This is a genomic window from Lederbergia citri (genome assembly GCF_018343625.1).
In the GTDB taxonomy this organism is placed as follows: domain Bacteria; phylum Bacillota; class Bacilli; order Bacillales; family Bacillaceae_C; genus Lederbergia; species Lederbergia citri.
The window spans coordinates 153,567-167,102 of record NZ_JAGYPG010000004.1 but is presented as its reverse complement, the minus strand read 5'-3'; the positions used below and the strand labels follow the sequence as shown (position 1 = coordinate 167,102).

The following is a 13,536-nucleotide window of genomic DNA, read 5'->3' as shown; positions in this document are numbered from 1 at the left end:
AAAAGCGATGGAAAAAACTCTTCCGTCGCTTTTTATATTAAAACAGCAATTGATACTTATGGTTTTTATTCATATCAATTTTTATTAATCCATTAATTGGGTCTATCGATTTATCCTCTATGTCCTCTTCACGAAGAATGACTGCTTTACTAGTTTTAAAAATAAATGGATTTCCAGCATGACAAGTTATTTCTAAGTTGCTCACCTGCATTTTGTCCCACGACATATTAACTTCAAAACCGCCTTGAACGCGAATTCCTTTTATAGATCCTTTAATCCAAGTAGAAGGAAGTGCAGGTAAAAGTGCAACATAACCTTTATGAGATTGAATGATCATTTCTACTATTCCAGCTGTATAGCTGAAGTTTCCATCAATTTGAAACGGCGGGTGTGCACCAAATAGATTCGGGTATATCCCTCCTCCGACGAAAACCTCATTATTCGCCTCCACAATGTTAAATAATTGTTGAAACAGTGCATTCACTCGTTCCCCATCTTTCAACCTTGCCCAAAGACAGATTTTCCATCCTAGGCTCCATCCTGTTCCTTCATCACCTCTACGATTTAGAGTTTGCTTGGCAGCTTCTAATAAAGGACCATCTGTAATTTGATTTCCAGGATAAACTCCATATAAATGAGAAACGTGGCGGTGGTGTGGTTCTACATCTTCATAGTCGATTGACCATTCTTGCAACTGTCCATATTTTCCAATTTGCATAGGATATAAACGCTCTTTTGCCCGCTTTACATCTTCGATCCATTCATCTTCTTCTAATCCAAGAACAACTGCTGCTTCGATGCAATTTGAAAATAGATCCCAAATTAGTTGCAAATCCATTGTAGCACCTTTCGTAACTGAGCCAATTTGTCCCTTTCCAGTATAAAAGAGATGTTCTGGGGACGTGGAAGGAGATGTAGTCAAATAGCCATTATCACCCTCTACTAACCAATCTAAACAAAATTCAGCTGCAGCTTTCATAATGGGTAGTGCTTCTTTTTGTAGAAATTCTCGATTCTGCGAAAAAATAAAGTGTTCCCATAAGTGTCTGCATAACCAAGGACCTGCCATTGGCCAAAACGCCCAGATTGGATCTCCGTGACGATCACCTCCAACCGGATCAGCTTTTCTCCATAAATCCGTATTATGATGTGCCGCCCACCCTCTTAACCCATAACGTTCACTAACCATTTTCTCTCCATTAACCGCTAATTCACTTACTAGTTTTATTAGAGGGCGATGACATTCCCCTAGATTCGTTATTTCAGCTGGCCAATAGTTCATTTCTGCGTTGATATTTAGTGTATAATTTGATGACCATGGGGCACGTGTTAGATCATTCCAGATTCCTTGAAGGTTTGCAGGCTGTGTTCCTTCCCTTGATGACGAAATCAATAAATATCTCCCGTACTGGAATAAAAGTTCCACCATCCCTAAGTCATTTGCACCATACTTTTTCACTCTATCATCGGTATCAAGCAAGTTTTCCGGCTGTTCGTAATCTAGACTAAATTTAAAGCGGTTAAAGAGACTTTGGTAATCTTTTATATGTTCAGCTTTTAGCTGCTCATAGGAAATACTCATCGCCTCAGCAAGACTCTCCTCATTTTTTCGAGTCAATTCGCCAAAATATTTCCCGGGCAATTGGTCATATCCATTAAATGAAGTGGCGACAGAAAAATATAAAATCACTGTAGTTGCATTAGTAATGGAAAGAATTCCGTTTTCGGAACTCACTTTCCCGTCTCCTACTGTAGTACCTAATCTTCCTTCAAAATGTATCGCGTCAGTTTCTTCAAACTCTCCATAAACAATCGGAAGCTCGTTATCATGATAGTAATTGGGTTCGCATTTTTCGGGGCATATACCTTGTAAAATCACATGTGCTTCTGAATTCGAAATTCTATATTTTAGTGGACTGTCCAATGTAATATGTACATTCAAACTATTTTTTATTGAACCTGCAAGTCGAATGACCAGCACTTGATGTGGGTGAGAAATGAAGGCTTCCCTTCTGTATTCAACTCCCCCTACTATGTATTTTACTGACGATATCGCCTCTTCAATATTTAATGTCCTTTCATATTCCTGTGCTATATCACCATGTAGATATTGTATTTTTATATTGCCAAGTGGCATATATGATTGTGAATATGGACCAAACATATTTTTCGTTTCGCTAATCGCTTCTTCAAGTTTTTCTTCATCTATTAGTTTCCTTACCCTCTTAAGTGATTCACGGTCATCAAATTGCTTATCTTTTGCAGGCGGACCAGACCACAGCGTATCTTCATTCAATTGAAATTGATCAACTTCAACGCCGCCAAAGTGCATTGCACCAATTCTCCCATTACCTAGCGGCATTGCCTCGGTCCAAGTTTTTGCCGACTTTTTATACGATAATAAGTTCAATAGATAATCCTCCGTTATTTGCTTTTCCTATTTTCGAGGAAAATTTTTGTTATTTGGCCTTTGTATTTGAAAAAGGTCTCAATTCTGCTATTGAGACCTTTTTATCCATTAAACCTCATATATGTAGCGCGGATTCCTTAACCTCATTCCAAAATCTTCTTAAATTATCCATACCAATCTTGGAACCTACCTTACAATCTTCCATTCCTTCAAATTCAACCGTAATATACCCGTCGTACCCGGATTCTTTAACAAGCTTTACAACTTCACGGATGTTAATATCTCCTTGCCCAACAATGGCACCTCTCAAGAAATTGCCATTCGCTGTTTTGAACCAATCGCCTTCTCCTGGATCTTGATAATAAGGACGGTAATAAAAATCTTTAAAATGGACAAGTGAAGCAAATGGCAAGTTTTTCTTAACGCCTACAAGGGAATCTTCATCAACGCACATAAAATTCCCGATGTCTAAAGTTGTTTTAAAGTTAGGTCGATCGACTTCTAGCAACACCCGTTGAACCCTATCACTTGCCTGGACACAGTGTCCGTGGTTTTCAATCGTAGTTGTAATGCCGAACCCTGCGGCATAGTCAGCAACTTGTCTACTTCCCTCCACCATTAATGGTAATTTTTTTTCAAACCATTCAATTGTAATTTTTTCTGGAGGAAGTGTGAAGGCTGTAACATCATGGCGCATATGTTTAATTCCCATACGGTGGATCAAATCAACATGACTTTTTAATCTGTCTACTTCTGCTTCGAATTCTTGCTCTGTTTCTTGAACAAAATTTGCTGGCATGGAATAGTTAGATAATTCAATCCCAACCGATTTTGCTTTTTCACGAACCGCGTCTGCAAGCTCTAGATTATCAATTAGTGTAAAACCGTAAGGAACTATTTCCATATGTTCTCCACCATTGTCGGCAATCCATTGAACGACATCGAGAACATTCATTTCCCCTGAATTTAGTGCAGCTAATAAGCTGTATGTACTTAAACCAATCTTCATTACATTTTCCTCCTCTTTTAATCCTCAACTAGTTCCAATTCAATTACTGTATCGTTTTCATCGGGAAGTCTTGCTCCTTCTAAATTGATGAATGCTCCACTCTCTATATCTGAATATTGCTCTGCCATCCAAGGGGTTTCAATTTTCAACTCGGATCCATCGGCAAGTAATCTAGCTTTTTTAATTTTATCTTTTAATCCAGCAAAATAAATCGGCCCAATACCGCGGTCAAAAACATGTGCATAAAGCTTATTTCCATTTTGGGTATATCTGCCCCATTCAGGTTTTGGCAATTTGGCAGCTTTACATCTGTAAATGGATTCACCGTTTCTCTGCATCCAATTACCAACTTCCTGTAAAATTCCCAATGATTCTTGAGGGATTATTCCCCTAGCATCAGGTCCCACATTCAAAAGTAGGTTTCCATTTTTACTGACACACTCAACTAAAGTTCGAATGACTTGTTTCGGTGATTTATAATTTTTATCTTTTGAGTGGTAGCCCCAATTGTCATTCAATGTAATACATGCTTCCCATGGTACCTGTTCACCATTTTCATCTAGTATTCCTCCAGGTGGGACAATCTGTTCTGGAGAATAAAAATCACCGGCATATATTTCTGGATTGCTAGACTTTATGTTTCCACCAAGTCTATTGTCAATAATGATGTCAGGCTGGATATCGCGAATCATTTGAATTAATTCTGTCGCTTTCCATTTTTCACCAGTCATATCATCATAAGAAAAGTCAAACCACATAATATCAATTTTTCCGTAATTAGTGAGCAGTTCTCTTACTTGCCCATGCATATATTCAAGATACTGATCGAAATTAATTTGTTTCTTTCTAAAATTTTCGTTATCTCGCATTGGATGATTGCGGTCGCCAAAAGCGGGGTAATTCTCATGATGCCAATCAATGATAGAATAATAAAAGCCTACTTTTAAACCTTCTTCACGGAACGCTTCTACGTACTCTTTAATCAAGTCCCTTTTTGCAGGAGTATTGGTAGCCTTATAATCTGTTAGTTTGCTATCAAATAAACAAAATCCATCATGGTGTTTGGTTGTAAGTACTGCATATTTTTGTCCCGCGGCCTTTGCTGCTCTTGCCCATTCTTTTGGATTAAAGTGTGATGGGTTGAACTCCTCAAAATATTTCTCGTAATCCTCATTACTAATCTTTTCAACACTTCTAACCCACTCACCCCTTGCTGGAATGGCATACAAACCCCAGTGTATAAACATTCCAAAACGATCATCTAAAAACCATTTTGTGCGCTCTTTTCTATTCATCAATTGGCCACCTCTCTTTACTTATTTCTCAGAACCTGAAAGCGATTACTTTTAAATTAGCACCTTCCGAAATAGCTGTCAATTTGACTATTTTTAGAAAAAACCTGAAATACTATAACAATTTTATATTTTATAAAACTGCTTTGCATTTCCGCCAAAAAATAAATCTCCATCTTTAATAGACATTTCTTTTACAAGATTTTCATTTACTAGTTGTATAACCTCATCATATGAAGCGGCAAGAAGGCATACTGGCCAATCGCTCCCAAACATGATTCTGTTTGAGCCAAAACAATTGAAAACATGCTGTATGTAAGGTTTAAAATCTTTTAACTCCCATGACTGATGACTAGCTTCCGTCACGAGCCCAGATATTTTGCACATAACCGATTCAAATTCAGATACTTTCTTTATTTCATCTGACCATTTTTCCCATTGTTGCTCTTTAATATTTGGCTTTGCACAATGATCAATAACAGCTCTTAACGTTGGAAATTCATCTAAAAGTTCTAGAATGACTGGAAGATGCCTCGGGTAGATTAATAGATCGATTGGGAAGTCGTTCTCTATTAATATGTGAATATTCTTCTTTACGTCAGCTCTTAAAATCCACCGATTGTCTTCCAGACTTTGAAGCATCGGTCTAATTCCAACAAATTTAGGATGTTTTTTCAGCCGAGTAAAGTCCTCATTAAACTGTTCAGACGCCATGTCAATCCAACCAACAACTCCTCCAATAGAATCGTGGTGTTCTGCTAATTCCAATAAAAATTCGTTTTCCTTTAAATGAGGAGATGCTTGGACGACTATTGTTTTTTCGATATGATGTTGTTTTAAATGCGCCGCTAAGTTCTCAGGAAGGAAATTTTGATAAATCGCGGTTAAATCAGAAGTTGGCCAATCAGTATGTTGATTTTCAAGCTTCCAATAATGTTGATGTGCATCGATTTTCATTCCATCCACCCTTTATTAAAAATTCAGTCAATTGAAGTTATATTTATCTCTTTCAATAATTGCTTTATCATTTGTGACTGAACAAATCCAGTCTTTTCTTCCATAGCATTTGCCATTCCGCAAGCACATGCCATCCTTAAGCATTCTTCAAGAACCAAATTATTATTAATGGAATATGCCATCCCCGCTATCATACTATCCCCTGACCCTACCGGATTCACTACGGGAATAGAAGGGATATTCGCTTTCAATATAACATCTTTTCTAACTAATATTGCACCACCTTCACCTAAAGATAAAAGAACGTTTTGCACACCTTGATTGCAAATTCTTATTGCAACCTCAACCATATCCTCCATTGTCTTTAACTCTTTTCCTGCGAATTGAGTTAACTCTTCTTGATTCGGTTTAATTAAAAACGGATTTCCCTCAATTCCAAGTTTTAATGGCTCCCCACTTGTATCAAGTATGAAAGGAATATTTTGTTCTTTTGCTAATTTACTCATATCTTTATAAAAAGATGAATCCAGCCACGAAGGTAAGCTACCTGAAGCAATGATTAGTGTCGCTTTTTTAAATTGTTGCTGATAAGTTTCAAGAAACTCTTCCTTCTCCTCTTCTGATACTGTTGGGCACTTTTCCATCAATTCTGTCTGGGTAGAATTTTCTTCATCAATAAACGCTAAACACGTTCTAGTTTCCTCCTTAATTTGAGTGAAGGACCCCTCCAAACCCTCTATTTCTAGTTGTCTTTTGATCCACTTTCCATTCGATCCTCCGAGAAATCCGAGGCAATGCGGATGTTCACCAAGTTGTTTTAGTACACGAGATACATTTAAACCTTTTCCACCCGCTGTTTTATTTCCATTTTCAACACGATGGCCCTTATTTATTTTAAAGTTATTTACACGATAGGAAATATCGATTGCTGGGTTTAAAGTAACTGTAACGATCATAATTTCAACCTACTTTTTTATGTGATTTTCATTTATGGTAGCAATAAACGAGTAGGAAGCAAAATGTTCCTACTCGTGGTTAAGATATATTATTTAGATACTGTTAATGCTTCAAGTTCTGTCCAGCCATCTTCGCGCTCACCTTCAGTAGCAAGTTTAATTCCAGGAAGCATAGTTTCCTCGTCCAAAATAGCTACAAGCAATGTATATCGACCTGGCTTAAGCTTATTAGCTATAGAGTAATTAACATTCATATCATGTCGCCCCGGAAGCCATTCACGAATATCAATAGAATCAATTGTTTGAATACTTTCTTTAACAACATTACCTTTGTTATCAGCAAGTGCAAATGCCAGTGGCCATTTAAAATAAAATGGAGCGACACCTTTATTATTCCATGTCATTGATAGGTTCAGTTGATCCCCTACTTTTGATTTTTTATTAATATCAATTGACTCTAGTACAAATCGATAACCCATAGTATTGTGCAATAAATTTATGTTTGCTTGCTCGCTTTCAGTAACATCCTTGCCAGTAATATATCGTATAGGGGATGCAGGTCCCATCCAAGAAGAGTGGCTTTCCCTAGCTTGCCTTAACGTATCCATAATCGTGTCATTGGAAAGTGATAACAATGCATTTCCACTATGGAATTCACCACCTGAGTATGCTTTTTTCCAGAAGTCTGGCATTCTTGATGCTGCTTGTGCTTCAGCAGGAGTTTGACCAGTATCTACATAGGGCCCAATTTCGTTCCATCCGTTTATTGTCCAATCAATCCATGTTTCAGTAGCTCCTTTACTACCAAAGACATCATTGAACAATCCTAGGTTATTTTCAGCTGCAATTGGAAAAGGTTTTCTCATTCCAATCATTTTATTTGTAAAGTTATCTATATAGTGTCTTACATATTGGTCTGAAACAGATAGATTAGGGAATTTACCTGATACTTCTTCCGGCCAATTATGAAACTCTCCCCAGTGTCCGAGACTTCCAATTTGAATAAAGGCGATTCTCGGGTCATTATTATATCGTTCGGCCAATGCTTTTATTACTCTCTCATGTTCTGCAATTAGCAATTTACTATTATAATTTGGAGCAAACCCTGAACCTACTACTGAAGATGGCGTATTATACCATTTACCAGCTCCATCTTCCCCTTCATCATTTATTAGCTCTTGATATAACCAATTTGGAATATCCATATCAGGGTCATTTCCAGGATCATCCATGACAAAACGGAGATTAATTTTTACTCCTTCTTTTGCCCACTTATCAAACTGAAAATGTTTTTCGATAGCATCCCAATTGAAAGAACCTTTTTCTGGTTCCAGATCTCTCCAAGTAATATTGGCATAAACTAGCGAATGCGGTTGTCCTGCTGGCCTATTGTAAATGGCCCAACCTACCCATCCCATATATGGATTGTTTAGTACATTAAATCTCTCAATTGGCTTAAACCTATTTTGCTTTTCATTATTCTGAAGTTTTTCAGTAACAAATAATGCCTTTTCGCCTATAGCCGGAAGATGGTAGGCTTCTTTTCCTATATAACTGATGTTAAAAGGAGCAGCTTTTTTCCTTCCAATTTGATCTTGATAAAAGTAATATAATGCATATTCGGAAGTAATTTCGGTACCGACTGGACCTTTAAGGATCCATTTCATCATTTTATTATCATAAAGATATAATTGATTATATTTTATCATGGCGTCGGGACCAAATGACTTCCACGCTGTTGAAGAATCTCCTGTTTTTGATTTATCATCAGTATCCAAAAAGAAGGTGTTTTGAGTATTAATATTATCGCCTTCCACAAGTAAATAGACTTTTTCATTATCTTGGGTAGCGCGAACCGTAATGTTATCACCTTTTCCTTTAATCGCAGTGTCTATATTGACCCAATCGCTATCATCGCCATCTAAAATAATCTTTCCACCGGAAGGACCCGTCGCAAGCGCATACTCACCTTCACTTGATACAGCCGGAGCATAATCACCCCCGACACCCATAGCAACTCTCATTGTGTCGTTAGCATTTGAAAAAGACGAAAGATCAGCCTCAGTTTCCAATATTTTTACACCCTCTGTATCAGAATCGACGACAATCCATGGAACTGGCCCAATTTCTTTCCATGCCCATCCTGATCCAGCGCTTTCGTATAATCTACCATTTTGAATTAAATAATCAGCGCCAGTACGTTTAAATTCCCAGCCTTGATAACCAGTTTCAAAATTATTATCACTATCGATAAATATATTTGTTTCCTTATCGAAGTTAGAGGCAAGAGCTAGTATTGAGACTTTTTTATTCCTGGCAAATGCCTTTATTGAAAAAACGTCCCCTTCACCCATTGCTGTTATCGGAAAGTTTTCCCACTTCTCGACATCACCGTCAACGTTCATTTTTGGTAAAGGTGGGTTAATGGTAGGTGCTTTTTGACTTGACTCTGGGACTCTTATGTCATTGGATGTAAAGCCAATTGAAATTGGCCTTGGACGAGAAATTTCTAAAGCTTCTAGCGGTATACTGTATTCTATCGTTTTTAATTCCCCTTCAGCTTTTTCTGCATATTTAATATCCACACCGTCAACGGGTCCCCAATTCCAACCCGCACCAGTGCTTTTATAGAGTCCACCATTCTCTACTAACCAATCTCCGCCAAATTCGGTCCATCCTGCCCCTGTATAACCTGTATCTGAGCTTCTATCTGTATCAAAAAAAATATCATTAAACTCTGCCATTCTACCTTTTGCAAATAGAAAAAGATTTTCATGATCCATCGCAGCATATAGCATTGTTTTTCCATCGGCTGATATAGCAACTGGCTCTATTCCTTCCCAGTCATCCATTTCTGCATCCACAGTGATTTTCACATCAGGTCCAAAGGCATTATCAGTCTGTGGCGGTACTACTAGCATCAGACGACCCGGGGATGGTAAATATTGACTACCTAGCTGAGCAAACGCAATCCGTAGATTTACATTTTTATAATTTTCAACTTTAGATAAATCTAATTCTAATTCCCTAACTGAGCCGTTATAGACTTCCGTTGATTCTCCAACCGCTTCCCATCGTCCATCCTTTACAGCCCAAATAGTGCCTTCTTCAATTTTCACATCAATACCTGTACTATTAGTCCAGTATGGGATTGTTAACCCTGTTTTTTCATTGCCATCTATATCTATATACCATGTTCCACCTGATTCAAGACCGGGTCCTTTTACCATTGCGAATAATTTCCCATCCTGCTGAACGGCTTTCATAATTTCTAACTGCTGAGTAGCAGAAGTTTGAGCATGAGGAACTGAATCCCACTGATCTGGCTTCCCTTCAAAAAAATGATCGGATCCATCGTGTTGAATATTTGACCATCCTCCTGAAAAAGTAATGGACAGTGCTAGTAATACTAGTAGCGCCCCCCTTACTTTTCGGTTAAGATAATTTCGCATACTAAATTTCCTCCTACCATTGTTTTTTATGGGTTGGATGCAAATAAAGATTCTAGATGCAAATTATCTTTTAGACTAACCTATTATTCTGTGGAAATAACTTCTACATCTTTCTCAAACTACCGAACTGCTTTTTCTTAATTCAGTAACATATTCTTCCATATCAATCGTTTTTCCAGTAATACGAGATTCCTCCGCAGCGAAAGCAATTAAGTGGCTTTTTGCTGAGACGATACCAGAGCTATGGCTCTTGTTGACGTTACTTCTAACTTGTTTAATGAAATCTTCCATGATTAGCGTATCTGCTCCATCATGGCCACCTTCAACTTTTTCTGGATAGACCTTTTCTACTCTTCCGGAAAAATATTTTATTTCTATATCATTGATATAATGATTACCTCGAATTTCGCCTTTCGTCCCCATGATTTTAAATGTTCTACTAATCTCATTTGTAAATGCGGACATTGTAAAGGCAACCGTAACCTCGTTATCAAATAAAAGATTGACGACTTGATGGTCAACCACGTCATTATCGCAACGATATACGCATCTTCCATATGGTCCTTCTTGCAAGGCTTTTAATCTTTTTTCGTACTTCGGTTCAAGAGTAACTACATTCGCCGGCCATTCATCTTTTTCATTTAAATACATTTTAATAGCGGAGAACGGGCACTCCCTTTCCACTTTACAGCCATCTGTACATCTGGCAGTGGAACCTTCTGGTGCATTTTCTTCTTTAAAATAAGTTAGGCTTCCAAATGACGAGACCTTTACGCAATCAGCTCCCACCAACCATTGGATCATATCCATATCGTGACAGCTTTTTTGTAAAATCATCGGACTTGATTCTTTGGAGTTGCGCCAATTTCCCCGAACAAAGCTATGAGAATGATGCAAGACACCAACATTTTCATTCCACTGTATAGATGTAACTCTTCCAATCGTTTCTTCTTCCAACAAACGCTTTAATGCTCGATAATAAGTTGAATATCTCATACCATGACAAACAGATAAGAGGCTTCCGTATTTTTCAGCTTCCTCAGCCATTTCCAACGATTCTACTGGAACAGGGGACATTGGTTTTTCTAATAAAATTTTATAGCCTTTTCTGATTGCTTTCATCGTAGGCTCATAATGCATACGATCTTGAGTACAAATTAATAAAGCCTCACATAATTTCGGCTGGTCTAGAAGGTCTTCCCAACTAGAAAATTGCATTTCAGCTGGGATGCCGTGATCTTTTGCAAACTTCTCTCTTCTTTCACGATTTTCTTCGGCAACAGCGATAAATTTTATTTCATGGGGATTTTTTAATGCATAACTGGCATAAGCATGCATTCCTCTAGCACCAGCACCAATGAGAGCGGCTTGTATCATCAAAATCATCCTTTCCATATATAATGATTTGTTCTATGATTGCCTATAAACCTCAATCCCTTTTACATAGGTAGATTGAATAGATAATTCATCATCAACAATTAATAAGTCGGCGTCCTTCCCTTTTTCTAACGATCCCTTCAAATGATCAATCTTTGCTTGCCTTGCAGGTACCATTGTGTAGGAAGGTAAAACTTCGAACAAAGAATATCCAGTGAAAGAAGTAACGTTTTTAAGTGACTGGATCATTGTTAAAGTACTTCCTGCAAGGGTTGATCCATCAGAGAGGTAGACTTGCCCCTTTGTAACATATACTCGCTCATATTCTCCATCTGGTAGACCAGCACAAAAAACAGCATCTGTAATCGCACAAGTATTCCAAACTCCTTTTACATCAAAAAGAAGCTTAACCACTTCAGGATGAACATGAATACCATCCGCAATAATTTCAGTTGTAAGTTCATTTAAAGCCATTCCAGCTCCAGCAACGCCTGGTTCACGATGATGCAAAGGGCTCATCCCATTAAAATGGTGTGTTGTATGTGCTGCACCTACCTGAACCGCTTCTAAAACCTCGTTAAAATTAGCATCGGAGTGCCCGATAGAAACGGTTACTCCTTGATCATTGAAATGCTTTACAGCTTCATAGCCATTTTCAACTTCCGGAGCAAGGGTCACTAGCTTTATAAGATGATTTGATGCTTGAAGATATTCGTCAATTTCCTCAATAGAAGGCAAACGAATATCGGATTTTTCCTGGGCACCGCTTCTTTTAACATTAATAAATGGTCCTTCCAAATGCACCCCTACTAAATCTGCACCTGGCATGCCTTTTTCATAGGATTCGGCGGCGCAGTTTAAAGCCTTGATAATATTTTCTTTTGATGCGGTAGATGTTGTAGCTAAAAAAGAAGTGGTTCCGTGCTTCGCATGAAAAGCACTAATTTCAGCAAGAGACTCATAACTTCCATCCATGAAACTATAACCATTTCCACCATGAATGTGAACGTCGATAAGCCCTGGGATAATAGATTTCCCCTGTACGTCTACACTTATATCATGGTCTAAAGTTACTGGGTCCCCTTCGCCGATTTCTTCAATTTTCCCACGCTCATTAACTAGCATCCAACCTTGATCAATCACTCTTTCTAACAAAAAGATTCTAGCATTCTTAAATAAAGTTACTTGTTTTTTCATATAAGCATCCTTCCTTAAAACGTTTACTTTTAAGAAAAACTTACTTTATCCTTTTGTCCCTGTCAAAGCAATTCCTTCAACAAACTGTTTTTGTAATACAATAAACATTAAAATCATCGGCCAAGTTGCAAGCAAGGATCCTGCCATTAAGACAGGGAAATCTGTCATATATTGTCCTTGCAGTGAGGCCATTCCAGCGGAAAGAGGCATCTTACTTGGTGAATTATTGACGATAAGCGGCCACATTAAATCATTCCAAGACCAAAGAATTGTAAAAATTGCATGGGCAATTAACCCAGGCTTTGCCAATGGCAGCATGACTCTCCAGTAAATTTGAAAATGGTTACACCCATCCAATTTAGCTGCATCTTCAAGTTCACTCGGAATTGTCAGAAAGAATTGCCTTAATAAAAAGGTTCCAAACGCACTAGTTATTCCTGGAACGATTAGTGCTTTCAAGGAATTTAACCATTCTAATTTCACCATTATCAAATACTGTGGTATGATATACGCTTGATTTGGGACCATTAGGATAGATAATAATAGAATGAACAAAAAGTTTTTTGCCGGAAAATTGATTCTTGCAAATGCATATGCAGCAAGCGAACAAAAAACTAATTGCCCTAGAGTTTTGAAAAAGGTTGTAAAAACAGTATTCCAATAAAAATTAAAAAACGGCAATGTAATAAATATCTCCGAAAAGTTTTTCCACTCAAGATGACTTGGAAAAATAACTGGAGGAACTTGTGTTGATTCTCCAAAGGTTTTTAGAGATGTTAAAACCATCCATAAAAATGGAGTGGTCATTATAATTGCTCCTACTATCAAAATAATATGGATGATCATCTTTTTCGGTTTCCTATTTGACATACTATGTACGGACATT

Annotated in this window: 9 protein-coding genes; all 9 read right to left on the bottom strand. The window is 37.7% G+C overall.

The genetic code is table 11. From position 1 onward, the window contains the following. Positions 1-37: 37 nt before the first annotated feature. Positions 38-2,410, bottom strand: a complete 2,373-nt coding sequence (locus tag KHA97_RS20370) for a glycoside hydrolase family 95 protein (RefSeq protein ID WP_213126632.1) — start codon at positions 2,408-2,410, stop codon at positions 38-40. Between the two features lie 115 nt (positions 2,411-2,525). Then, entirely contained in the window at positions 2,526-3,419 is an 894-nt protein-coding gene (locus KHA97_RS20365) for a sugar phosphate isomerase/epimerase family protein (RefSeq protein ID WP_213126631.1), read from the bottom strand. A gap of 17 nt (positions 3,420-3,436) precedes the next feature. Next, positions 3,437-4,714: an alpha-L-fucosidase gene (locus tag KHA97_RS20360; RefSeq protein WP_213126630.1), complete on the bottom strand. Its 1,278-nt coding sequence runs from the start codon at positions 4,712-4,714 to the stop codon at positions 3,437-3,439. A 123-nt stretch (positions 4,715-4,837) separates the two neighbouring features. Beyond that, positions 4,838-5,668, bottom strand: a complete 831-nt coding sequence (locus KHA97_RS20355) for an amidohydrolase family protein (protein WP_213126629.1) — start codon at positions 5,666-5,668, stop codon at positions 4,838-4,840. A 23-nt stretch (positions 5,669-5,691) separates the two neighbouring features. Beyond that, a complete protein-coding gene (gene pfkB / locus KHA97_RS20350; protein ID WP_213126628.1) occupies positions 5,692-6,624 on the bottom strand; it encodes a 1-phosphofructokinase in 933 nt (310 codons plus the stop codon). Between the two features lie 89 nt (positions 6,625-6,713). Then, entirely contained in the window at positions 6,714-10,076 is a 3,363-nt protein-coding gene (locus KHA97_RS20345) for a DUF4832 domain-containing protein (RefSeq protein ID WP_213126627.1), read from the bottom strand. Positions 10,077-10,190: 114 nt separating this feature from the next. Next, positions 10,191-11,453 carry a Gfo/Idh/MocA family protein gene (locus KHA97_RS20340; RefSeq protein WP_213126626.1) on the bottom strand — a complete coding sequence of 421 codons (1,263 nt, stop codon included), beginning with the start codon at positions 11,451-11,453 and terminating at the stop codon, positions 10,191-10,193. 33 nt (positions 11,454-11,486) lie between these two features. After that, positions 11,487-12,650 (bottom strand): N-acetylglucosamine-6-phosphate deacetylase, encoded by a 1,164-nt coding sequence (gene nagA, locus KHA97_RS20335; protein ID WP_213126625.1) that lies wholly within the window; start codon positions 12,648-12,650, stop codon positions 11,487-11,489. Between the two features lie 45 nt (positions 12,651-12,695). Next, positions 12,696-13,535, bottom strand: a complete 840-nt coding sequence (locus KHA97_RS20330; RefSeq protein ID WP_213126624.1) for a carbohydrate ABC transporter permease — start codon at positions 13,533-13,535, stop codon at positions 12,696-12,698. Position 13,536 lies beyond the last annotated feature (1 nt).